General features: G+C 71.0%; 22 protein-coding genes. 11 read left to right on the top strand and 11 right to left on the bottom strand.

The genetic code is table 11. The annotated features are described in order from the left end of the window. Positions 1-31: 31 nt before the first annotated feature. Positions 32-1,855, bottom strand: coding sequence for a glycoside hydrolase family 3 protein (locus tag ABIA36_RS17180; RefSeq protein WP_369963786.1), 1,824 nt, complete (start codon positions 1,853-1,855; stop codon positions 32-34). 223 nt (positions 1,856-2,078) lie between these two features. Between ABIA36_RS17180 and ABIA36_RS17185 the strand changes: the two genes are divergently transcribed. Continuing rightward, positions 2,079-2,690 (top strand): hypothetical protein, encoded by a 612-nt coding sequence (locus ABIA36_RS17185; RefSeq protein WP_369963787.1) that lies wholly within the window; start codon positions 2,079-2,081, stop codon positions 2,688-2,690. A gap of 85 nt (positions 2,691-2,775) precedes the next feature. Here ABIA36_RS17185 and ABIA36_RS17190 read toward each other — a convergent pair whose 3' ends face one another. After that, on the bottom strand, positions 2,776-3,195 hold the full coding sequence (locus tag ABIA36_RS17190) for a hypothetical protein (protein WP_369963788.1): 420 nt from the start codon (positions 3,193-3,195) through the stop codon (positions 2,776-2,778). Between the two features lie 162 nt (positions 3,196-3,357). Between ABIA36_RS17190 and ABIA36_RS17195 the strand changes: the two genes are divergently transcribed. After that, a complete protein-coding gene (locus ABIA36_RS17195; protein ID WP_369963789.1) occupies positions 3,358-3,933 on the top strand; it encodes a dihydrofolate reductase family protein in 576 nt (191 codons plus the stop codon). Positions 3,934-3,946: 13 nt separating this feature from the next. Here the strand turns inward: ABIA36_RS17195 and recQ are convergent, their stop codons facing one another. Continuing rightward, a complete protein-coding gene (gene recQ, locus ABIA36_RS17200) occupies positions 3,947-5,959 on the bottom strand; it encodes a DNA helicase RecQ (protein WP_369963790.1) in 2,013 nt (670 codons plus the stop codon). Positions 5,960-6,191: 232 nt separating this feature from the next. Here recQ and ABIA36_RS17205 point away from each other — a divergent pair, with 232 nt between their 5' ends. Further along, on the top strand, positions 6,192-7,037 hold the full coding sequence (locus ABIA36_RS17205; protein WP_369963791.1) for an EamA family transporter: 846 nt from the start codon (positions 6,192-6,194) through the stop codon (positions 7,035-7,037). Positions 7,038-7,164: 127 nt separating this feature from the next. Beyond that, positions 7,165-8,730 (top strand): amino acid permease, encoded by a 1,566-nt coding sequence (locus tag ABIA36_RS17210; RefSeq protein ID WP_369963792.1) that lies wholly within the window; start codon positions 7,165-7,167, stop codon positions 8,728-8,730. 27 nt (positions 8,731-8,757) lie between these two features. Here the strand turns inward: ABIA36_RS17210 and ABIA36_RS17215 are convergent, their stop codons facing one another. Continuing rightward, the gene (locus tag ABIA36_RS17215) at positions 8,758-9,222 is read right to left on the bottom strand and encodes a MarR family winged helix-turn-helix transcriptional regulator (RefSeq protein WP_369963793.1); all 465 of its coding nucleotides are present in this window, start codon (positions 9,220-9,222) and stop codon (positions 8,758-8,760) included. Continuing rightward, entirely contained in the window at positions 9,206-10,948 is a 1,743-nt protein-coding gene (locus tag ABIA36_RS17220) for an MFS transporter (protein WP_369963794.1), read from the bottom strand. The genes ABIA36_RS17215 and ABIA36_RS17220 overlap by 17 nt, the downstream gene beginning before the upstream one ends. 226 nt (positions 10,949-11,174) lie before the next feature. Here ABIA36_RS17220 and ABIA36_RS17225 point away from each other — a divergent pair, with 226 nt between their 5' ends. Continuing rightward, positions 11,175-11,774 carry a TMEM175 family protein gene (locus ABIA36_RS17225; RefSeq protein ID WP_369963795.1) on the top strand — a complete coding sequence of 200 codons (600 nt, stop codon included), beginning with the start codon at positions 11,175-11,177 and terminating at the stop codon, positions 11,772-11,774. Between the two features lie 9 nt (positions 11,775-11,783). On the opposite strand, the gene ABIA36_RS17230 is transcribed toward ABIA36_RS17225, so the two are convergent. Continuing rightward, positions 11,784-12,362, bottom strand: coding sequence for a helix-turn-helix domain-containing protein (locus ABIA36_RS17230; RefSeq protein WP_369963796.1), 579 nt, complete (start codon positions 12,360-12,362; stop codon positions 11,784-11,786). A gap of 149 nt (positions 12,363-12,511) precedes the next feature. Here ABIA36_RS17230 and speB point away from each other — a divergent pair, with 149 nt between their 5' ends. Genes speB through ABIA36_RS17255 form a run of 5 tightly spaced genes read left to right on the top strand, consistent with a single transcriptional unit; the run spans position 12,512 to position 16,791 of the window. Next, positions 12,512-13,501 carry an agmatinase gene (gene speB, locus ABIA36_RS17235; RefSeq protein ID WP_369963797.1) on the top strand — a complete coding sequence of 330 codons (990 nt, stop codon included), beginning with the start codon at positions 12,512-12,514 and terminating at the stop codon, positions 13,499-13,501. Between the two features lie 59 nt (positions 13,502-13,560). Further along, positions 13,561-15,159: a cytosine permease gene (locus ABIA36_RS17240; protein ID WP_369963798.1), complete on the top strand. Its 1,599-nt coding sequence runs from the start codon at positions 13,561-13,563 to the stop codon at positions 15,157-15,159. Next, positions 15,156-15,545, top strand: coding sequence for a nuclear transport factor 2 family protein (locus ABIA36_RS17245; RefSeq protein WP_369963799.1), 390 nt, complete (start codon positions 15,156-15,158; stop codon positions 15,543-15,545). Before ABIA36_RS17240 ends, ABIA36_RS17245 begins: the two co-directional genes overlap by 4 nt. Continuing rightward, positions 15,546-16,196 carry a cyclase family protein gene (locus ABIA36_RS17250; protein WP_369963800.1) on the top strand — a complete coding sequence of 217 codons (651 nt, stop codon included), beginning with the start codon at positions 15,546-15,548 and terminating at the stop codon, positions 16,194-16,196. A gap of 31 nt (positions 16,197-16,227) precedes the next feature. Beyond that, positions 16,228-16,791 carry a Chromate resistance protein ChrB gene (locus tag ABIA36_RS17255; RefSeq protein WP_369963801.1) on the top strand — a complete coding sequence of 188 codons (564 nt, stop codon included), beginning with the start codon at positions 16,228-16,230 and terminating at the stop codon, positions 16,789-16,791. A gap of 30 nt (positions 16,792-16,821) precedes the next feature. Here ABIA36_RS17255 and ABIA36_RS17260 read toward each other — a convergent pair whose 3' ends face one another. From ABIA36_RS17260 to ABIA36_RS17280, 5 genes are all read right to left on the bottom strand, one after another. Then, entirely contained in the window at positions 16,822-17,898 is a 1,077-nt protein-coding gene (locus ABIA36_RS17260; protein ID WP_369963802.1) for a COG4280 domain-containing protein, read from the bottom strand. A 135-nt stretch (positions 17,899-18,033) separates the two neighbouring features. Next, the gene (locus ABIA36_RS17265) at positions 18,034-18,702 is read right to left on the bottom strand and encodes a phosphatase PAP2 family protein (RefSeq protein ID WP_369963803.1); all 669 of its coding nucleotides are present in this window, start codon (positions 18,700-18,702) and stop codon (positions 18,034-18,036) included. A 105-nt stretch (positions 18,703-18,807) separates the two neighbouring features. Further along, the gene (locus ABIA36_RS17270) at positions 18,808-19,284 is read right to left on the bottom strand and encodes a hypothetical protein (RefSeq protein WP_369963804.1); all 477 of its coding nucleotides are present in this window, start codon (positions 19,282-19,284) and stop codon (positions 18,808-18,810) included. A 142-nt stretch (positions 19,285-19,426) separates the two neighbouring features. Beyond that, the gene (locus ABIA36_RS17275; protein ID WP_369963805.1) at positions 19,427-19,897 is read right to left on the bottom strand and encodes a hypothetical protein; all 471 of its coding nucleotides are present in this window, start codon (positions 19,895-19,897) and stop codon (positions 19,427-19,429) included. Positions 19,898-20,071: 174 nt separating this feature from the next. After that, positions 20,072-21,049: a zinc-binding dehydrogenase gene (locus tag ABIA36_RS17280; protein ID WP_369963806.1), complete on the bottom strand. Its 978-nt coding sequence runs from the start codon at positions 21,047-21,049 to the stop codon at positions 20,072-20,074. A gap of 114 nt (positions 21,050-21,163) precedes the next feature. Here ABIA36_RS17280 and ABIA36_RS17285 point away from each other — a divergent pair, with 114 nt between their 5' ends. Further along, positions 21,164-21,904: an MgtC/SapB family protein gene (locus ABIA36_RS17285; protein WP_369963807.1), complete on the top strand. Its 741-nt coding sequence runs from the start codon at positions 21,164-21,166 to the stop codon at positions 21,902-21,904. The last annotated feature ends 4 nt before the right edge of the window (positions 21,905-21,908 follow it).

Genomic DNA, 21,908 nt, shown 5'->3' on the forward strand with positions numbered 1-21,908 from the left:
ACCAGGGGCAACGCTCGGAAGATGCTGAGCGCTAGTAGCCCAGGCCGTGGCCGAAGCGGTAGAGCGGGTCGGCCGTGTCGAAGGGGACGTCCGGGCGGTTCTCGACCACCGCGGCCATCGACGACGGCAGGTCCATCGGGAGGCGCCCCTGCGGCGCGGCCTCCCCGAACAGCACGTCGAGCAGGGCCGCGGAGCTCGCGCCGAAGTCGGCCGCGATGGCGCGCACCTCGGCCGCGAACGGCGTGAGGATGGCCGGACGGTCGAGGAACACCTCCAGCACCGTCGGCACCGCGCGGGCGATGGCGAGGACCTCGTCCACGGTCTCCTGCGGGAAGTCGAGCGAGCCCGCGTGGAAGAAGTTCTCGAATACCGTCGCGCGCTGCTCGTACGGCGCGTGCAGGCGCACCAGCGCCACCTCGGCCTCCTGCGGGGTGGCGACGACGGTCGCGTAGCCGGCGACCACCTCCGGGTCGAAGCCGTGCACGAAAACCTTCGCGCCCCGGCTCAGCGGAAGGATGCCCTCGTTCTTCAGGAGGGTGACAGACGCGCGCTGCGCCGCCTCCCCCGCCGCCACGAACTCCGCGTTGCCGACGACCTCCGCCGCGCGCGCCGGGTCGACCAGCGGCGCGTCGAACAGCCCGAGCCGGAACTTCTCGCGCAGGAGGCGCCGGGCCGAGACGTCGAGGCGCTCCTCCGGCAGCTCGCCGCTGCGCACCAGGTCGACGAGGAGGCCCGGGATGGCCTCCCCGCCGAACTGGTCGGCGCCGGCATCCAGGACCTTCGCCATCCGCTCCCGCGTGCTGAGGTGCTCGACGCCCCACGCGCGGGCCGGAAACGGCTGGCCCGCGATCTCGGCGTCCGAGAGCAGTCCCCAGTCGGTGCAGACGATCCCGTCGAAGCCGTAGCGCTCGCGCAGCAGGCCGGTGACGACGGACTTGTTGAAGCCGAAGCCGACCTCCTCGTACTCGGTGCCGACCGGCATCCCGTAGTACGGCATGATCTGGCTGGTGCCGGCCTCGAAGGCCGCCTCGAACGGCTTGAGGTGCGTCTCGAACGCGCCGCCCGGGTAGACCTGCTCGCGGCCGTACGGGAAGTGCGGGTCCTCGCCGTCCTTCTGCGGGCCGCCGCCGGGGAAGTGCTTGGTCATCGTCGCAACCGAGTCCGGGCCGAGCTCGGCGCCCTGGAAGCCGCGGATGTACGCCGCACCGAGGCGCGAGGTGAGGTCGGGGTCCTCGCCGAAGGTGGCCACCTGGCGCGCCCAGCGGGGCTCGGTCGCGAGGTCGATCTGCGGGTGCAGGGCGACCCGGATACCGACCGCGGTGTACTCCTGCCGGGCGATGTCCGCGAAGCGCTCCACGAGCTGCTCGTCCCCGATCGCCGCGAGGCCGAGCGTCTCCGGCCACTGCGAGAACGGCCCGGCCATGATCGCCGCGCCCGGATTGTCGCTGAACGAATGCCGCGGGTCGGTGGAGAGCGTGACCGGGATGCCGAGGCGCGTGCTCGCCGCGACCTCCTGGACACGGTTGTGCCACTCGGCCATCTCGGCGGCCGAGGCGGCGGCGCCGAACACGTTGAAGTGGGTCATGTGCCGGTCACGGATCATCTCGGCGCTGTCCGCGATCCCGAACAGCGGATTCGGCCCGGCGACCGTCCCGCCCTCACCGATGGTGATCATGGTCTGGAAGAACAGGCCGGCCTTCTCCTCCAACGTCATCTGGCCGAGCAGGATCTCGACGCGCTCATCGAGCGGGAGGCTGGCGTCGCGGAAGCGGGGGTCGACGGGGAGGGCGGCGGCGGGCGTCGCGGTGGTGGTGGGGTCGGTGGCGGTCGTGTCGGTGGCGGTCGTGTCGGGCATTCGCACTCCTTCGGGCGTCATGGGTTGACGGTTCCGATCATAAACCGAGTAGTGCTTGGTTTTTGCCGTGAGTGGACCGGCGGGTGATTCATCCTCCTCGATCGCTCTCTTTGCGGAGTTTGCCATAGTGGCTGTGATGTTGCGCATGCAGCGTTTCACCGACTCAAGGGAGAGAAATTCAATGAAAACGCGATGGAAGCGCGCGACCGTCTTGACTGGTTGCGTGGCACTGCTCGCCAGTGTGCTCTGGGCGTCGCCCGCATGGGCGGGAGAACTCGATCCCGACAGAGCTGCGGTCGCAGCGTTCGTCAAAGTCGACGGGGAGCTTGTGGAAGTCGACTCGACTTTCTCAGACAGTGCTCTGCACCTCACCGAGACAACGGATCCCAGCGGCGGCGCGATCTCCAGTCGACTCATCGGGTGGGATCAGTGGTTCGGATGCTTCTCTCTCAACCACCAAGATGACACCTTCGCCCTCTACACCTCGTGGTGGGACGGCCAGGGCAAAGACGTCCGCCTGAAGTGTGGAACGGGAGATGAAAACAGCGGATGGGGCTACAAGCACATCCGAGCCGGCAAGGAGGCCGACTGGCAAGCCAAGCTGAATGCTGCGCGCGCAGCTGGGTGCGATTCAGCGGCGCAAGGTGTCGAGTCCTGGGACGACTTGATGTCGGGGGCGACGGCGAGCGCCGTCATGTGGCCCGAGTATCGCCGCGTCAGCCCCGTCAACAACAACGACCTGCGGAGTCACCGAGATCTTCTTCGCAAAGAAGAACAACCCCAGCCAGGTCGTCTACTCCTTCCGAGTTCGATCCGCGTGGGCAAACGACAGTGATCGCCTCATCACATCGTTCCCTCAATCCGGCACCACCTGCTGAGGAATACAGAGCCATAAGCACGTCGGGCGGAGGCGCCGAGCCTCAGGCGCCTCCGCCACCCTCGTCGTCAACCGGGAACCCGCGCTCAATGACCGCGACCTCCCAGAGTTCGATCTCCAACGCGTCTTCCAGCTCGCGCGCTCGCCGGAACCACCAGTCCCGGTTGTCGGCAGACGACCACTCGCCGTCCATACTCAGGTGGGTCGCCCAGAACAGGGACCACTCGCGCAGCGCGGCATTCAGCGCGGGACTCAACGGCAGCGAGTTCTCATCGAGGAGCCCGACTTCGCGCTGCCAGATCGGCCACGAAACTCCGTGCTCGGGGAGGAGTCGAACCGAAATCAGCGCCCCGTCCCGCTGGAGCTGAGCTCGCCGGATCGCGCTTCCAGGATCACAGCCCTCTGGGGCCCACAACTCGACCTGCGTGATGGGATCCAAGACCCAGGTGCCACGATGTCCCATGAGTTCAGCCTATTTCGCATCTCGATGGACGGTAGGGGTTCAGCGGGATGCCGGCCGGGGGTCGGTATTGCTCCTCCGTCAACGCCGACGATGCGGGCTCCTTGACGCTGCCGTTAGGTGGGACCTACGGTGGCGGCGTCCGGAGCGTCGAAGGGGGACGGGATGGCGCGGCTCATCGTGGAGCAGATCGTGTCGGCGGACGGGAAGGCGGCGGACGCCGACGGTGGCATGAGCTTCCTGACGCCGCAGTCGACCGGCGGCGAGGCCGACCGGGAGCAGCTCCGGAGGCTCGCGGGCCTGTCCGCGATCGTGCTCGGGGCGAACACGTACCGCATGTTCGCGTCGTACTGGCCGACGGCCTCCGAGGAGGAGGACCCGATCGCCGGGCTGATCAACCGCCTCCCGAAGCACGTGCTCAGCAACGGCCTGGACGCGGCGCCGTGGGGCGACCTCGCGCCGGCGACCGTCGAGCGCGGCGACGTCGTGGAGTCGCTGCGCCGGCTGAAGGCCGCGTACCCCGGCGAGATCATCGTGTGGGGCAGCCTGCGATTGGCGGACGCGGCGTTCCTGGCCGGCGAGGTGGATGTGCTGCGGCTGCGGATCCTGCCGAGCGTCGTTGGCGGCGGACGCGGCGTGGTGCCGGAGGCGCTGCCGGTGACGCCGCTGCGACTGGTGTCGTCGAGCATCCACCCGGGTGGGCAGGTGGCGCTGGAGTACGAGGTGGGAGCCTTGGGCTAGCCGGCACTCACCACTACCCCTCCCCCGCCACCACCTCCAGCAGCGCCTCCCCGTACGTCTCCTTCTTCTTGGCGCCGATGCCGCTGATGCCGTCGAGGTCGGCGAGCGACGAGGGGCGGGCGGTGGCTACGGCACGGAGGGTGGCGTCGCCGAAGACGATGTAGGCGGGGACGCCCTGGGTCTTCGCCTCGCCCGCGCGCCAGGCGCGCAGGGCTTCGAAGAGGCCGGCGTCGGCAGGGGCCAGGTCGGCGGGAGCCGAGGCGGCGCGGCTGCTCCGCGACGAACGGGGCGCCCGCTCGGGCTCGCGGCGCAGGACCACCTGCCGCCCGCCGGACAGCACCTCGGCGCTCGCAGGGGTCAGCGTGAGGACGCCGTACTCGCCTTCGGGCTTCAGCAGCTCCTGGGCGATGAGCTGGCGGACGACGCCGCGCCACTGGCTCTCGCCCAGGTCGTCGCCGACGCCCCAGGTGGACAGCCGGTCGTGGCCGTACTGGTCGACGCGCGGGGTGCGCTTGGCGCGCAGGATGTCGATGAGGTGGCCGGCGCCGAAGCGCTGGTTGCGCTCGCGCTGCAGGCGCACGACGGTCGACAGCAGCTTCTGTGCGGGGACGGTGCCGTCCCAGGTCTCGGGCGGGGTGAGGCAGGTGTCGCAGTTGCCGCAGGGCGTCGCGCGCTGGCCGAAGTAGTTGAGCAGGTTCATTCGGCGGCACTGCACGGTCTCGCACAGGGCGAGCATCGCGTCGAGGTGCTGGGTGAGGCGGCGGCGGTGCGCGAGGTCGCCGGGGGACTCGTCGATCATGCGGCGCTGCTGCACGACGTCCTGCAGCCCGTAGGCCAGCCAGGTGGTGGACGGGAGGCCGTCTCGGCCGGCGCGGCCGGTCTCCTGGTAGTACCCCTCGACCGACTTCGGGAGGTCGATGTGGGCGACGAACCGCACGTCCGGCTTGTCGATGCCCATGCCGAACGCGATGGTCGCGACGACGATTACGCCGTCCTCCCGCAGGAACCGCGACTGGGTGCGCGCCCGCGTCTGGGCGTCGAGGCCGGCATGGTACGGCAGCGCGGTGAGGCCGCGGCCGGCGAGGAACTCGGCCGTGCGCTCCACCGAGTTGCGGGACAGCGCGTAGACGATGCCGGCCTCGCCGGGGTGCTCCCCGGTGATGAAGTCGAGAAGCTGCTTGCGGACCTCCACCTTCGGCACGATGCGGTACTGGATGTTGGGTCGGTCGAAATCGGAGACGAAATGCTCGGCGTCCTGGAGGCGCAGCCGCTCGGTGAGCTCGCGGTGGGTCGCCTCGGTCGCGGTCGCGGTGAGGGCGATGCGCGGGACGTCCGGCCAGCGCTCGGCCAGCTCGGAGAGCGCCAGGTAGTCGGGACGGAAGTCGTGGCCCCACTGGGACACACAATGCGCCTCGTCGATCGCGAAGAGCGCCACCCGGCCGCGCTCCAGGAAACGCTTGGTCGCCTCGCTCGAGAGCCGCTCCGGCGCGACGTAGAGGATGTCGAGCTCCCCCGCGAGGTAGGCGCGCTCGACCGCAGCGCGCTGACCGGAGTCCTGGGTCGAGTTGAGGAAGGCCGCGCGGACGCCGACCGCGAGCAGCGCGTCCACCTGGTCCTGCATGAGGGCGATGAGCGGCGAGACGACGACGCCGGTGCCTTCGCGCACCAGCGACGGGATCTGGTAGCACAGCGACTTGCCGCCGCCGGTCGGCATGAGCACGACGGCATCGCCGCCCGCCACCACCCGGTCGATGATCTCGGCCTGCTGGCCGCGGAAGGAGTCGTAGCCGAACACGGTGCGCAGCGCCTCGGCCGGAGTAGCGAAGCGCGCCGGCGTCGCCTGCGGGGCCCGCGGTGCGGCGACGGCGGACGGACCCTCCGCAGAAGCCGCCGGCGGCGCGCCCGAGAACGGCACGTCCGCGTACGGGTCGTCGCCGAAGTCGGGCAGCGGGGGCTCCACGTCGAACGGCGGCTCGTCGAAGGGCGGCGCCTCCCGGTCGTCGGGCTCCCACGTGTTCCAGCTCATCCCTCGATCGTAACGACCGCCGCCGACCGCCGAGCCCGGGTCGCGAATCTGTGGAGAACACGCGAAGGCGCTGCGGTCGTGGAGGACGAACCGGGTGCGTCGGGGCCCTCCGGTACGATCGGCCCATGCGGACGCACCCCGAAGCCCACAGCACCGCGCCGCACAGCACCCCGGCCCACAGCACCCCGGCCCACCGCACCGCGGGCGTACGCATCGCACCGGCCCCGGCCTGATGTCGGCCGCGATCCTCGGCCTGGTCAGCGCTCTCGTCTACGGCTCGGCCGACTTCGTCGGGGGCCTCGCCGCGCGCGCGATCGGCCCGCTGCGCACCACCGCCCTCGGCGCCGCCGGCGGCCTCGCGCTCCTCCTCGCCGCACTGCCCTTCGCCGGCGGCGTCTGGTCGCCTGCCGCGCTCGGCTGGGGCGCGGCCTCCGGAGCGGTCGGCGCGCTCGCGATCGCGCTGCTCTACGCGTGCCTCGCGATCGGGCCGATGAGCATCCTCTCGCCGCTGACCGCGCTGGTGTCCGCGGTCGTGCCGATGGTCTGGGGCCTCGCCGGGGGCGACAGGTTCGCCCCGATCGGCTACGTCGCGCTCGGACTCGCGCTGGTCGCGGTCGTGCTGGTCGGCTTCGTCCCGGAGCGCGGCGCCGTGCGCCCCAGCCCCCGCGCGCTCGGGATGGCCGTCGCCGCGGGCGCGCTGATCGGCGTCTTCCTCATCATGCTGAACCAGACCCCGGCCGACTCCGGCCTCGTGCCGCTGGTCGCCAACCGCACGGTCAACGCGGCGATCATGTGGACGATCATCGGCGTCCTGGCCGCGCGCGGCGTCACCCGGAGGCTCACCCGGCGCGGACTGCTGCTCGGGCTCGGCTCCGGGCTGCTCGACGCCTCCGCCAACGTGCTCATCCTGCTCGGGCTGCGGGCGGGCGACCTGACCACGATGTCGGTGCTCGTTGCGCTCTACCCCGCCGGCACGATCGTGCTCGCGGCGGTCGTCCTGCGTGAGCGGATCGCCCCCGTGCAGTGGGTCGGGCTGGTCCTCGCCATCACCGCCGCCGCCCTCCTCGCCATCGCCTGACCTCCACCGCCCGAGGGCACGCAGCCGCCGCTGAAACCCGTGGATGAGAGCGTCCACGTCCCCCTCGGCGATTGCATCCGCGCCGAAAGCACCGGGTACTGTGGGACGCCGGACCAGGGAGGCGCCGATGAGCACACCACAGCACGACCCCGCCGACGATCTGGAGAACCGCCGCGAGCACCTGGGCGACGTCTCCCAGGCGGTGCAGGACTTCTCCAGCGAGCAGGAGGGCTACCACAAGGCGCTGTCGTCGCGGCAGCTCCAGATGATCGCCATCGGCGGCGCCATCGGCACCGGCCTCTTCCTCGGCGCGGGCGGCCGGCTCCAGCAGGGCGGCCCGCTGCTCGTCCTCGTCTACGCCGTCTGCGGTTTCTTCGCGTTCCTGGTGCTGCGCGCGCTCGGCGAGCTGGTGCTGCACCGGCCGTCGTCGGGCTCGTTCGTGTCGTACGCGCGCGAGTTCTACGGCGAGAAGATGGCCTACGTCGCCGGCTGGATGTACTTCCTCAACTGGGCGATGACCGCGATCGTGGACTCCACCGCCGTCGCCCTCTACGTCAAGTACTGGCAGCTGTTCACGTCGGTGCCGCAGTGGCTGCTCGCGCTGATCGCACTCGTGGTCGTCGTCAGCCTCAACCTCATCTCGGTGAAGGTGTTCGGCGAGATGGAGTTCTGGTTCGCGATCATCAAGGTGGGAGCGCTGGTGGCCTTCCTCGTCGTCGGCATCATCGTGCTCGCCGCCGGCTGGCCGACCGACGTCGGCCCGACCGGTGTCGCGATGCTGGCGCAGAACGGCTGGCTGCTCCCGCACGGCGTCGCCACGATCGGGATGGCGATCGTGCTCGTGCAGGGCGTCGTCTTCGCGTACGCCGGCGTCGAGCTGGTCGGCATCGCGGCGGGCGAGACCGAGAACCCGGAGAAGATCATGCCGCGCGCGATCAACAGCGTGGTGTTCCGGATCGCGGTGTTCTACTGCGGCTCGGTGCTGCTGCTCGCACTGCTGCTCCCGGCGAGCGCCTACAGCGGCAACGAGAGCCCGTTCGTCACGTTCTTCAGCCACCTCGGCGGCCCGCAGCTCAGCGCGATCGTCGGCTCGGTGATGAACTTCGTCGTGCTCACGGCGGCGCTGTCGAGCCTGAACGCCGGGATGTACTCGACCGGCCGCATCCTGCACTCGATGGCGCAGACCGGCGCGGCGCCCGCGTTCACGGCGCGGATGAACACGCGCGGCGTGCCGTACGGCGGCATCCTGCTGACCGCGGCGATCGGCATCCTCGGCGTCTTCCTCAACCTGATCGTGCCGGCGGAGGCGTTCAACATCGTGCTGAACGTGGCCTCGCTCGGCATCGTCACGAGCTGGGCGATGATCATCCTCTGCCAGATGCAGCTGCGGAAGTGGTCGCTGCAGGGCAAGCTCGCCCGGCCGTCGTTCCGGCTGTTCGGGGCGCCGTTCACGGCCTACCTGACGCTGGCCTTCCTGGCGTCGGTGATCGTGCTGATGGCGTTCGACTACCCGACCGGGACGTTCACGGTCGCGTCGCTGGTCATCATCATCCCGCTGCTGATCCTGGGCTGGTACGCGCAGCGGTCGCGCATCCTGGCGATCGCGCAGGCCCGCGAGGGCTATACGGGCGCGCACCCCGTGGTCGCCGCCCGGCGCCCGCCGCGCGACCGTCGCCGCCCACCGCGCACCTGACCCGACCCTCGTCGAACGGCCGCGCTGTCAGGAGGCCGGGCGCGCGTTGTGCGCGGCCTCCTCCAGCGCGGGGAGGGCGGCGCGCAGGGCCTCCACGTCCTCCGGCGCCAGTTCCGCGAGGATCGCGGCGACGGCGCGCGCCCGGTCGGACCGCGCCGCGAGCAGCAGGTCGTTCCCGGCCTGCGTGCCGGTCACGAAGAACGAGCGGCCGTCGGCCGGGTCGGGGTTGCGCGTCACCAGCCCTTTCGCCTCCAGGTCGGAGACCACGCGCGTGATCGTGGGCGCCGCGACGATCTCGATCGCGGCGATCTCGCTCGGCCGCAGCGGCCCGCGGCGCACGATCGTGGAGAGCGCCGAGAGCTGGCCGTGGCTGAGCCCTCCCGTGGCCGAGCGGATGCGGCGGTTCAGCCGCCCGACGGCGAGGGCCAGGCGGCCGGCGACATCGTCGTCACCGGTCGTCGGCCGTTCGGAATGCTCACGCTCGCCCTGCACCGACTTCCTCGCCTTCCACAAGCGCCGGCCGCGCGGCTGCGACGGCCTCCTCATGAACATACTTCGATCCGCCGAGGAAGGAGGCGATGGCGCCGATCAGACTCATCACCGCGGCGGCGATGAACACCACCACGAGGCCGTCGTGGAACGGTCCGGAGATGAGCTGCGGGAAGAACTCCTTGCCCGTCAGCGTCGCCGCGTCCACGTGCGGGGACTGCAGCAGGCCGGTCGGCCCGAGCAGGCTCGCGATCGGGTTGTAGCCGAGGAACGCCGCGAACAGGCTGCCGACCGGCGGGGTCGCGCCGATCTGCGCCGCCACGTTCTGCGGAACGCCGTGCGAGGTCAGCCCGGTGGTGAGCGCGGTCGGCAGCGCGACGGACAGGCCCGCGATCATCAGCGAGAAGAAGATGCCGATGGAGAGCGAGCTTCCGGCGTTGAGGGCGACGCCCGCCATCCCGGAGGCCGACCCGCGTTCGTTGGCCGGCACGCTGTTCATGATCGCCGTGCGGTTGGGCGACGAGAACAGGCCGGAGCCGATGCCGTTCAGGCCGGTCAGCAGCGCGAACTGCCAGTACTCGAAGTTCACCGGGATGAGCAGGAGGCCGACGAAGGTGACCGCGACCAGCACGAGCCCGACGGTCGCGAACGCCCGCGAGCCGAACCGGTCGGAGAGCGCGCCGGAGATCGGGCCGGCGATCAGGAACCCGATCGTGATCGGCAGCATGTAGATGCCCGCCCAGAGCGGTGTCGACTCGTAGCTGTAGCCGTGCAGCGGCAGCCAGATCCCCTGCAGCCAGATGATCAGCATGAACTGGAGGCCGCCCCGGCCGATCGCCGCCAGGAACCCCGCGAAGATGCCCGACGAGAACGCCCGGATCTTGAACAGCCGCATGTCGAACATCGGCGACGGCACCTTGAGCTCGACGACGACGAACGCGACCAGCAGCAGGATGCCGCCGATGATCGAGCCGAGCACCCACGGGTTGCCCCAGCCCTGCGACGAGCCGCCGTAAGGCTGGATGCCGTAGGTGATGCCGGTGAGGAGCGCGATCAGGCCGATCGCGAAGGTGACGTTGCCGAGCCAGTCGATGCGGCCCGGGTTCTTCTGGCCGACCTCGTGCAGCGACTTGTAGGACCAGATGGTGCCGATGATCCCGAACGGTACCGAGACGAAGAACACCGCGCGCCAGTCGATCTCGGCGAGCACGCCGCCGAGGATGAGGCCGATGAACGAGCCTGCGATGGCGGCGACCTGGTTGAGGCCGAGCGCGAAGCCGCGCTTGTTGGCCGGGAACGCGTCGGTGAGGATCGCCGTCGAGTTGGCGAAGAGCATGGCGCCGCCGATGCCCTGCACGAACCGCCACGCGATCAGCCACATGGCGCCCGGGCCGCCGGAGAACGGGTCGAGGCAGAGCGCGATGGCGGCGAGGGTGAAGATCACGAAGCCGAGGTTGTAGATACGCACGCGCCCGTACTGGTCGCCCATCCGCCCGAACATGACGACGAGGACGGCGGTGACGAGCATGTAGCCCATCAGCATCCAGAGCAGGTACGAGACGTTGCCCGGCTCGAGCGGGTTCAGCTTCACGCCGGTGAAGATGGCGGGCAGCGAAATGATGACGATCGACGAGTTGATCGTCGCCATGAGCATGCCGAGCGTGGTGTTGGAGAGCGCCACCCAGCGATAGTGCGGGTGATCCTTGGTGAAGATGCCGGTGCGGGCCAAGAGAGTCCTTCGTGCGTTTCGTATGCGGTGTCGTGGGTCGCCGGCCCAGGCGGAAGGTGCGCGCCCGAGCGGGAAGCGCGTCGGTGCGCCGATGATTTATATGCGTTAACTATATATCCCGGTGGGATGTTCCCGGAAGTCGGGGCGAATTCCCGCGCAGCCTTCCCGCCCGATCGGTTGACAGCCGCCCCTCCGGCTGACTTAGATGAGCGCGCGAGGAGGAACCGTGTCGAAGGCAAGGCTCGAGGCGTTCAGTGACGGGGTGCTCGCGGTCGCGATCACCCTCCTCGTCCTCGACCTCCATCTCGTGCCGGGGAACGGCACCAGCCTCCTGGCCCAGGTCGGGGCGGCGTGGCCGTCCTTCGCCGCGTACGTCGTCAGCTTTCTCGTCATCGGGGTGATCTGGGTCAACCACCACTCCGTCCTGCGGCTCGTGGTGGCCGTCGACCGGCTGCTGCTGTTCTGGAACCTCATCCTGCTGATGTTCGTCACCGCGATCCCGTTCACGACGGCGACGCTGTCCGCGGCGCTCGCGGACGGCAGCGCGGCGGACGTGCGCGTCGCGGCGGTGCTCTACGGCGGGGTGTCGACCGGCTTCGCTGTCGCGTTCACCCTCCTCTTCGGCCGGGTCACCCTGCTCGAGGTGCGCCAGGGCAGGCTCGATCCGCGGGAACGCAGGGCCGACCTCCGTCGGTTCGGGGCCGGCACGGTGTTCTACCCGCTGCTGACCCTCGTCGGCGTCGTCTACGCCCCGGCGATGCTGGTCGGTTTCACGGCGCTGAGCGTCTACTACCTGTTCAACCAGACTGGGGCGGCGGAGGCCTGAGGCCTGTCGTCACGCGCTCCAGAGCGCCGGCACCAGCACCCAGATCACGTCGGCCCCGTCGTCGGTGAGCACCCGCCAGCTGTGCGGCTCGTGGCCGCTGAAGGTCAGGCTGTCGCCGGGCCCGAGTCGCCACTCGCGGTCGGAGAAGCGGACCTCGATCTCACCGCGGAGGACGTGCAGCACGTCGACGTCCGCGGCCACCGCGTAGAGCTCTTCGCCGCCGTGGCCGCCGGTCTGGATGACGGAGCGGATGACCTGGACGCGCGACTCCGAGCGCGGCGACAGCAGGCGCTCCTCCGTGTCCACCCCGCCGAGGTTGACCTTGGCGCCGGTGCCCGCGGGGACGAGCTGCACGTCGGGCTCCTCGAACAGCGAGCCGACCGGGATGGAGAGGACGTCGCAGAGGCTGATGAGCGACGAGACGCTCGGGGAGGTCATGTCGCGCTCGACCCGGGAGAGGAAGCCCTTGGTCAGGCCGGTGATCTGCGCGACCTCGTCGATCGTGAGCTGCTGCGCCCGGCGCGCCGCCCGCAGCCGCGGGCCGATGGCCACACGGCGGTCGGCGGGTTCGAGGGGCATCGGGCGCATGGGACAACGGTAACCGGTCGGCGGACGTCCGCCGCCGAATCGCGGGAGTGCGTTGACGGCGACGGGAAAGGCGTTGTAGCCTCTCATGCAACAAAGGTTCCGTGACAGGAAACCAGCACTGAACGCAAGACACGCACCAAGGAGGTTGCATGCCGCAGAACGTCGGCCCCATCGACTCGTCGCTCACGCCCCGCTACGCCGGCCGCGACGGCTTCGCCCGGCTGCCGCGGCTCGACCAGGTGGAGCACGCGGACATCGTCGTGGCGGGCGTCCCGTTCGACACCGGCGTCTCCTACCGTCCCGGCGCGCGCTTCGGCCCGAACCACATCCGGGAGGCCTCCCGCCTGTTGCGCCCCTACAACCCGGCGCTCGACGTCTCCCCGTTCGAACTGACCCAGGTCGCCGACGCCGGCGACATCGCGGTCAACCCGTTCGACATCGCGGAAGCGATCGAGACCGTCCAGTCCGCGGCCTACGACCTCACCGCCGACGGCACGCGCCTGGTCACCCTCGGCGGCGACCACACCATCTCCCTGCCGCTGCTGCGCGCCGCGGCCGAGCGCCACGGCCCGGTCGCCCTGCTGCACTTCGACGCGCACCTCGACACCTGGGACACCTACTTCGGCGCCGCCTTCACCCACGGCACGCCGTTCCGCCGGGCGTTCGAGGAGGGCATCCTCGACACCGAGGCGCTCAGCCACGTCGGCACCCGCGGCCCGCTCTACGGCAAGAAGGACCTCGACGACGACCACCGCTTCGGCTTCGGCATCGTCACGAGCGCCGACGTCTACCGGCTGGGCGTGGACGAGGTCGTCGCCAAGCTCCGCGACCGGATCGGCGACCGCCCGCTCTACATCTCCATCGACGTGGATGTCATGGACCCCGCCCACGCACCCGGCACCGGCACCCCGGAGGCCGGCGGCGTCACCAGCCGCGAACTGCTGGAGATCATCCGCGGCTTCGTGGGACTCAACCTGATCGGCGCGGACGTCGTGGAGGTCGCCCCCGCCTACGACCACGCCGAGCTGACCGGGGTGGCGGCCTCCCACCTCGCCTACGACCTGGTGTCGCTGCTCGCGCTGCGGCACCGGGAGACCTCGGCCGGGCAGCCGGCCGACGCCTCCGCCCTCTCCCGCTGAGCACACCCCCGCCCGACCCCACCACCCGACCGCGCCACCTGACCCCGAAGGGAACCCGCATGTCCGACGACGACGTCACCGCTGCCCTCAACCCGCGTCCCAAGATCACCGAGGTGGAGGCCCACGGGATCGACACCATCCCGGACGCCGACCGCACCTCGAACTGGCTCGACCTGGCCCGCATCCAGTTCGGCGGCGTGAACACGTTCGCCACGATCCTGCTCGGCACCTTCCCGATCGCACTCGGGCTGTCGTTCTGGCAGGCCGTCGCCGCGACGGTGCTCGGCGTCGCCGTCGGCATCGCGTTCCTCGCGCCGATGGCGCTGTTCGGGCCGAAGACCGGGACGAACAACGCGGTGTCGTCCGGCGCCCTCTTCGGCGTGCGCGGCCGGATCGTCGGCTCGTTCCTGTCGCTGCTGACCGCGATCGCCTTCTACTCCATCTCGGTGTGGGTGTCCGGCGACGCGATCGTCGGCGCCCTGACCCGGCTCGCCGGCGTGCCCGACTCGGTCGGCCTGCGGCTCGGCATCTACGCGATCATCGGCCTGATCGTGATCGTGGTGGTGATCTACGGCTACCAGTTCATGCTGCTGGTCAACAAGGTCGCGGTCTTCGCGAACACGGCGCTGATCCTGCTCGCGATCGTGGCGTACTCGGGCGTCTTCAATGCGGGCTACGACCCGGGCCCCAAGGCACTGGCGATCGGCGGCGCGTTCTGGCCGACCTTCATCGCCGCCGCGCTCATCGTCATGGCCAACCCCATCTCGTTCGGCGCGTTCCTCGGCGACTGGTCGCGTTACATCCCGCGGGCGACCCCGCCGCGCAAGCTGATCGGCGCGACCGTCCTCGGCCAGGGCCTCGGGCTGATCCCGCTGCTGTTCGGCGTCGCCACCGCCACGCTCGTGTTCGGCAAGTCGGACTACGTCGTCTCGCTCATCCACGTCTCGCCGCTCTGGTACGCGCTGCTGCTGCTCGTGGTGGCGTTCATCGGCGGCCTGTCGACCGGCACGACCTCCCTCTACGGCACCGGCCTGGACTTCTCGTCGGTCGTCCCGCGGTTCAGCCGGGTGCAGGCGACGATCTTCATCGGCACCATCGCGTTCCTCTTCATCCTGGTCGGCCGGCTGGTGTTCGACCTGCTCGGGACCGTCAACGCGTTCGTCGGCGCGATCGTCGTCACGACGACCCCGTGGATGGTCATCATGACCATCGGCTACGTCGTGCGGCGCGGCTTCTACGACCCGTCCGACCTGCAGGTGTTCAACCGCGGCGAGACGGGAGGCCGCTACTGGTTCGCGGCGGGCGTGAACTGGCGCGGGATGACGGCGTGGATCGTCGCCGCCGTCGTCGGCCTGCTGTTCGCCGCCTACCCGCCGATCATCGTCGGGCCGTTCAGCGGCCTCGCCGGCGGTGTCGACCTGAGCCTGCTGTCCAGCGTGGTCGTCGCGGGTGTCCTGTACGGGGCGCTCCTCGCGATCTTCCCGGAGCCGCGGTACGTGTTCGGGCCGGACGGTCCCCGCGGCGTGCGCTCGGCCGACGCGGTCATGCCGCCCATCCACCTGGACGAGCGGTCGGCAGCGGCCCGTGCGCACGCGCGCCGGGCGAAGGCCCAGCTCCGGGAGCCCCGCACGGTCGAGGCGCCGGAGGTCGGAGCGTGACCGAGCAGGACGTCCTCGCGGCGGTCGACCGGATCGTGGACGACTTCGGCAGCCACCGCCGCGACGCCTACTTCTCGGGCTTCGCCGACGACGCCACCTTCGTGCTCCACACGCACCCGGTCCGGCTGGAGTCGCGCGCCGAGTACGAGGCCGCCTGGGACGCCTGGGAGCGCGACGGCTTCCAGGTGCTCGGCTGCCGCTCGACCGGCCGGCGCGTGCAGTTCGCCGGCGACGACGTCGCGATCTTCACGCACGACGTCGAGACCGAACTCGCCGACGGCGACGGCCGCACGACCGTGCGTGAGCGCGAGACCATCGTCATGCAGCGCCGCGACGGCGGCTGGACGTGCGTCCACGAGCACCTGTCGCCGCGGGAGGAGCGCTAGATGCAGGTGATCGACCTCAGCCACCCCATCCACAGCGGGATGACCGTCTTCCCCGGCGACCCGGCGGTGCTCATAGAACCGGCCGTGACGATCGCCGAGGCCGGGGTGAGCGTGCTGAGCCTGGAGCTGGGCAGCCACACCGGCACCCACATCGACGCGCCGTCCCACACCGTCGAGGGCGGGGCGACCATCGACGCCGTCGACCTCGGGAGGCTGGTCGGGCCGGCGCGGGTGATCGACGTGAGCGGCCTGCCGCCGCGCACGCGCATCCGCCTGGAGGATGTGCGCGAGGAGCTGCGGGACGTCGAGCCGGGGACGATCGTGCTCGTCCGCACGGGCTGGTCGTCGCTCTTCGACCAGCCCGGCTACCTCGACCACCCGTTCCTGGACGCCTCGATCGCCTCCGCGCTGCTCGACGCCGGCGTGACCGTGGTCGGCGTCGACGCGCTCAACCCGGACGAGACCGTGGCCGACGACCCGGCGCCGGCCCTGCCGTTCCACGACGTGTTCCTCGGCGCGGGCGGGCTCATCATCGAGAACCTCACCGCGCTCGACCGGATCACGGCGCGGGCGCCGCGGTTCGTGGGGCTGCCGCTGCCGATCGCGGGAGGGGACGGGGCGCCGCTGCGGGCGGTGGTCATCGAGGAGTAGTGCAGAGCACGCCCGCTCCTAGGATTGGTGGATGACCGACGACGCCGAGACCGCCGAACGCCCCGCGACGTCGTGGATCGTGCTCGTCTACCGGGTGCCGTCCGAGCCGACCCGGCTGCGGGCCACCGTGTGGCGCCGGCTGAAGGCGCTCGGCGCGATCTACCTGCAGAACTCGGTCGCCGCCCTCCCGGACGATGTCGCGAGCGAGCGGGCGCTCCGCAAGCTGCGGCACGAGGTCCTGGAGCTCGGCGGCACGGCCGCGCTGCTCCGGTCGGAGGTGCTGGCGGGCGACGCCGGCATCGTGTCGGCGTTCCAGGCCGCCCGCACGGACGAGTACGAGGAGATCATCGACCGGTGCCAGGGCTTCCTGCGCGAGCTCGAGAAGGAGTACACCGAGTCGCACTTCACCTACGCCGAGCTGGAGGAGAACGAGGTCGACCACACCAAGCTGGTGAACTGGCTGGAGAAGGTGCAGACCCGCGACCGGTTCGGGGCGCCGAAGCGCGCAGAGGCGGAGGAGGCCGTGGCGTCGTGCGCGGCAGCGCTGGAGGAGTACGCGGCGCGTGTCTACGCGGAGGAGCCGGAGGGGCACTGACCCCTCGGCGCTCCTCGGCGCTCCCGGTGCTCAGCGCAACGCGCGCCGGATGCCGTACGGGAGGAGGATCAGCACCGCGATCGGCATGACCAGCCAGGACGCCGGCCAGCCGCTGACCGCGAACGTGATCGCGAGCCCGACGGCTGTGCCCGCGGCGATCCGCCAGTCGTCGCCGACGATGAAGTCCCACCAGAACACGCCGAACGACGTCAGTCCGCGCACCACGGCGTTCTCCCGCTGCGGCTGAGCGGCCGGGGCGGAGGCCGGCGCCGCGGCGGTCTCGGCGTCGCGCCCGGAGGCGTCGCCGGTCGTCGTGACCAGCACCGGCGCGGGCTCGGGAGCGGCGGCCGGCCGCGACTGCTCGTCGCGCCGGAGCTGCGCGGCCTTGCGGCGGCGCAGCACGGCGACCAGCAGCAGCGCGTACACGGCGACGGCGGGGATGATCGCCAGCAGCGCCAGGTCGGCGCCCGGCCAGACCGCGCCGGCGCCCTCCGCGCCCCAGAACAGACCGAACGAGGTCAGCATCACGCCGACCACGAACTTCAGGGTGTTCTCGGGCACCCGCGAGAGCGGCGCGCGCACCGCGGCGCCGATCAGGACGACCACCAGGATCGCGGCGGCGGCCGCGAGTGAGGCCAGCCCGATCTGCTTCTGGTTCGCGCCGAAGGTGAGCACGATGAAGACGACCTCCAGCCCCTCCAGCAGTACGGCCTTGAACGACAGCGTGAAGGCGTACCAGTCGCTGACGCCGAAGCGGCTCTCCTTCCGCGCAGCGCGGGCCTCCGCCACCTCCCGCTGGTAGATCAGCGTCTCGTCGTGCAGGGCCTTGTAGCCGCCGGCGCGGAGGACGGCCTTGCGGATCCACTGCATGCCGAAGACGAGCAGGAGGCCGCCGACGACCAGCCGGAGGAAGCCGAGCGGGATGAGCGTGATCGCCGGACCGACGACGGCGACGATGACGGCGAGCACGACGACGCCGACGACCGTCCCGGTCAGCGCGGAACGCCAGTTGCGCGTGGCGCCGACGGCGAGCACGATCGTGGTCGCCTCGACGGCTTCGACCAGGCACGCCAGGAAGACGGCGACGAACAAGGCGAGTGAGTTCACGGGAGTCCTTCCCAAGGAGTCACTCGAATTGTAACGACCGTTAGCTCGTATGGGTGACGGAACGCGGAAAGAATCGATGAACGACGAAGCCCCGCGGCGATCGGATCGCCGCGGGGCTTCGGGGGAACGTGGTCGTTAGGCCTCGACGCGCCGCCCGCTGCCGGCGAAGACGCGCGCGGCGACGAGGTTCCAGAGCCCGGCGAACAGCAGCACGCCAGCGACGCCGTTGAGCACGCCGCCGATCACATCGGTGCCGTAGTGGACGCCGACGTAGAGGCGCGACCACATCACGATGGCGACGAAGATCGCGCCCACCACGATGACGATCGTGCGGGCGAGCGCGCCGCGGCAGACCATCACCAGCGCCGTCACGAGCGCGGCCGCGAACACCACGTGGCCGCTCGGGTAGCTGAGGGTCGCCGGGTTCACGTGCAGCAGGTGGGTCAGGCCGGCCGTGGTCGGGCGCGGCTGGGCGACCACGGTCTTCACGACCAGCGTGGTGAGCCAGCCGAGGCCGGTGACGAGGACCGTGCCGAGGGCGAGCCGCCAGCCCTTCACGAACAGCAGGACCACGAAGGTGATCACGAGGATGACCGCGACCACGGTCGGCCGGTCGAGCTGGTCGAGCACCAGCGCGGCCTTGTCGAGCAGCGACGAGTTCACCTTGTTGACCGCGGCGTCCAGCGACCCGAAGCGCAGGGCCACGACCCATTTGGCGGCGAAGCCGAGCGCGAAGGTCAGGACGAACAGGACGACGGTCCAGACGATCCAGTGGCGGGGGATACGGAGCTGGGCGGGCTTCACGAGACGGGTCTCCTTTCGGGGGGACGCCTCAGTCAAGCACTTATCGGCTCAGCAAGCTCTAAGAGGGCACGGAGAAACGTTGCGTGTCTCTCAGGCCGCATCGACTCAGGCGACGTTGGCCGGACGGGTGTTGACGACCTCCGCGTGCGCGTCGATGAACGTGTGCACGCTCTCGCGGATGTGGTACTGCGTGTGCGACAGGCGCGCGTCGTGCGACTCCACCAGGCGCCGCGCGACCGCGCGGCGGGAGCGGATGCCCGCCAGCGCGACGGTCGCGCAGATCAGCACGGTCACCGCGAGCGCGATCGCCACCGCGTCCGCGAGCAGCAGCCACCCGGCCGGGAGGTGGGACGCGGACGCGAAGCCCGCGGCGACGGCGACCGCCGCCAGCAGGGAGCCCGAGACCAGGACGGTGCGGCGCGCGAGCGCCCACCTGCTCGAGGCGAGCAGCGCGGAGGCCGCGACGACCTCGCGCTCCTGCTGACGGCGGCGTTCCTTGGCCCAGTGCAGGTCGCGCTCGTGGCGGCGGGCGAGCCGCTGCGCGTCGTCGTGGGCGCGGTCGTAGGCGATGCGTTGGTTCACAGACGTGTCCTTCGGGTAGACGTGACTGCTGCGGGTGAGGTGTGGCGCGGTGCGCGCCGCGGGTGTCGGTGCGACGGGTGTCAGTGCGACAGGTGTCGGTACGACAGGTGTCGGTACGACAGGTGTCGGTGCGAGGCGGGTGTCAGTGCGACGGTGTGGTGACGACCGCCGGGGAGCCGGCCGCGAACGACGACACCGAGCCGAGCGTCGGCGCCGGTCCGAAGCTGGGCGCGGACGCGATTGGGGCCGGCGTGGGCGGCGGGGTCAGCGCGACGACCGGCGCGAGCGCGGGCGAAGCGGGGGCCGCAGGGGCCGCGGGCGTGGAGGGCGCGGACGCGGCGTCGGTGGAGTCCGTGGAGCGCCGACCGTTGGGGGCCGGCAGGGACTCGGGAGCGCGCAGGCCGATGTCGGAGAGCTTGCCGGCGGTCCAGCCGGCACGCTGCGCGGTCTGCCAGGCGCAGACGTACTCGGCGATGGCGCTGTCGAGGTCGTTGAGTCGCTTGGCGAGCTCGCGCACCGCGCCGAGGCGGGCGTTGATCTCGGACTCGAGGAGCACGTGCGCGCGCTCCGCGGCCGTCTCGGGGTCGACAGTGGTTCCGTTCGAGGGGTTCACAATAAGGTCCTTCCGCTTGGTTCGGGTCGGGGCAGGAGGCTTGGAACTTCGACGCTTCGGTGCGTCAGGGCGAGCATAGCCAGAAAGAACGTTCTGTGGGTCGTTTGGAGGACACGAATCTGTCCCCCAATCCGGGCGACACGACTCCGGCGTGTCGCGACGCCCGTGGTGCTCTCAGGGGCGCAGCAGCACCTTGCCGGTGCGGCCGGAGCGGGTAGCGACCTCTACCGCCTCCCGCACTTGGTCGAACCCGAACACGGCCTCCACCGGCAGCGTGATCGCGCCCGTCGCTGCGGCGCGGATCAGCTCCCCGAAGAGCTCCGCACGCTTGGCCGGCTCCATCGCGGAGCTGACTTTGCTGCCCCAGAAGCCCTTCACCACAGCCTGCTTGAAGATGAGGTCACCGGACGACAGCCGCATGGGCTCGCCCGCCGTGGACCCGAACGACACCAGCGTGCCGCCCTCCGACACCAGCGCCAGCAGGTCGCCGCTCGCCTCGCCGCCGACGGAGTCGACCGCCACCGCGATCGGCGCGCCGTCCGCGAGGTCGTGCACCCGCTCGCGCCAGTCGTCGTGGCTGGTCGCGACCAGGTTCGGGATGCCCTGGGCGGCGAGCGCGTCGGCGTCGTGCTGGCGCCGCACCAGGCCGATGACCTTCTCGTGGCGGGTCGCCGCGAACTGCGCGAGCAGCCGCCCGACCGCTCCGTTCGCCGCGTTCTGCAGGATGATCTCCCCCGGCTTCACATCGAGCGAGTCGAGCAGGCTCAGCGCGCTGAACGGCATCGCGACGAGCTGCGCCGCGACCTCGTCGCTCAGCCCGTCCGGCACCGGGATGAGCGCTCCGGCCGGTGCCACGAACGCTTCCGCCCAGACGCCGAACGTGCCGCCGGTGACCACGCGCTGCCCGACGGCGAGCGCCGTGACGCCCTCGCCGAGCGCGTCCACGACACCGACGGCCTCCGTCCCGGCGCCCGCCGGCAGCGTCGGCTTGAAGCCGTAGGTGCCGCGGATGGTCCACAGGTCGTGGTTGTGGATGGGCGAGAGGACGGTGCGCACGCGCACCTGCCCCGCTCCCGGTTCGGGGAGCGGCCGCTCCTCCACCTTCAAGACCCGTGCCGGGTCACCGAACTCGTCCTGGACGATCGCGCGCATGGGGTCCATGCTAGGCGGCCGTGATGCGCCCCGCCAGGAGCGAGCCGCGGCGGCTATACTGACCGGGAACGTTCCCGGCCCGTTGTTCCGACCGCCCGACCGAAGGAGACGACGATGGACGATCCCGCTCTGATCCTCGGACTCGCCGTGCGCGTCGTGGTCGCGATCGCGCTCGGCGCGGCGATCGGACTCGAGCGCCAGTGGCGGCTCCGGACTGCGGGGATCCGCACCAACGCGCTCGTCTCCGTGGGCGCTGCGCTGTTCGTCATCGTCGGGTCGGTGGGGCTGACCGGGCCGGACGCCGACCCGACCCGCGTGGCGGCGCAGGTGGTCTCCGGCATCGGCTTCCTCGGGGCGGGCGTGATCCTGCGCGACGGTTTCAACATCCGCGGGCTGACCACGGCCGCGACACTCTGGTGCGCCGCCGCGGTCGGCTCGCTCGCCGGCGCGGGCAGCCTCCTGATGGCCGTGGTCGGGGCGGCCGGCATCGTCGGGACGAACGTCCTGCTGCGCCCGGTCAGCTCCTTCGTCAACCGCCGCACCCGCCGCTGGGCCGAGGATCCGGAGGACGCCGAGGACGCCGAGGAGCTCGGCGACTTCACGCTGGAGGCCGAGACGACGGAGAAGAGCGAGTCGCGCGTGCGGGCGCTCGTCGTCCACACCGTCGACCGGCCCGGCCTGGTCCTGCGCTCGGTGGACAGCACACCGGGCCCGCGCTCGCACGTGACGGTCGTCGCGCGGGTCAGCTCGGCGGACCCCGGGGTGCCGGGTGTCCTCGAACGCGCGGTGCAGCGGCTCAGCCTCGATCCGAAGGTGGTCGGCAGCCGCTGGTGGCCGACCGAGTCGGAGGACTGAGGTC

The sequence above is a fragment of the Leifsonia sp. EB34 genome, assembly GCF_041260585.1.
Taxonomy (GTDB): Bacteria; Actinomycetota; Actinomycetes; order Actinomycetales; family Microbacteriaceae; genus Leifsonia.

What these genes read in the sequence shown, in the direction of transcription:
- ABIA36_RS17180 (WP_369963786.1), bottom strand. Translation starts at nt 1,855, where the DNA reads ATGCCCGACACGACCGCCACCGACACGACCGCCACCGACCCCACCACC.
- ABIA36_RS17190 (WP_369963788.1), bottom strand. Translation starts at nt 3,195, where the DNA reads ATGGGACATCGTGGCACCTGGGTCTTGGATCCCATCACGCAGGTCGAG.
- ABIA36_RS17195 (WP_369963789.1), top strand. Translation starts at nt 3,358, where the DNA reads ATGGCGCGGCTCATCGTGGAGCAGATCGTGTCGGCGGACGGGAAGGCG.
- recQ (WP_369963790.1), bottom strand. Translation starts at nt 5,959, where the DNA reads ATGAGCTGGAACACGTGGGAGCCCGACGACCGGGAGGCGCCGCCCTTC.
- ABIA36_RS17205 (WP_369963791.1), top strand. Translation starts at nt 6,192, where the DNA reads ATGTCGGCCGCGATCCTCGGCCTGGTCAGCGCTCTCGTCTACGGCTCG.
- ABIA36_RS17210 (WP_369963792.1), top strand. Translation starts at nt 7,165, where the DNA reads ATGAGCACACCACAGCACGACCCCGCCGACGATCTGGAGAACCGCCGC.
- ABIA36_RS17230 (WP_369963796.1), bottom strand. Translation starts at nt 12,362, where the DNA reads ATGCGCCCGATGCCCCTCGAACCCGCCGACCGCCGTGTGGCCATCGGC.
- speB (WP_369963797.1), top strand. Translation starts at nt 12,512, where the DNA reads ATGCCGCAGAACGTCGGCCCCATCGACTCGTCGCTCACGCCCCGCTAC.
- ABIA36_RS17240 (WP_369963798.1), top strand. Translation starts at nt 13,561, where the DNA reads ATGTCCGACGACGACGTCACCGCTGCCCTCAACCCGCGTCCCAAGATC.
- ABIA36_RS17250 (WP_369963800.1), top strand. Translation starts at nt 15,546, where the DNA reads ATGCAGGTGATCGACCTCAGCCACCCCATCCACAGCGGGATGACCGTC.
- ABIA36_RS17255 (WP_369963801.1), top strand. Translation starts at nt 16,228, where the DNA reads ATGACCGACGACGCCGAGACCGCCGAACGCCCCGCGACGTCGTGGATC.
- ABIA36_RS17280 (WP_369963806.1), bottom strand. Translation starts at nt 21,049, where the DNA reads ATGCGCGCGATCGTCCAGGACGAGTTCGGTGACCCGGCACGGGTCTTG.
- ABIA36_RS17285 (WP_369963807.1), top strand. Translation starts at nt 21,164, where the DNA reads ATGGACGATCCCGCTCTGATCCTCGGACTCGCCGTGCGCGTCGTGGTC.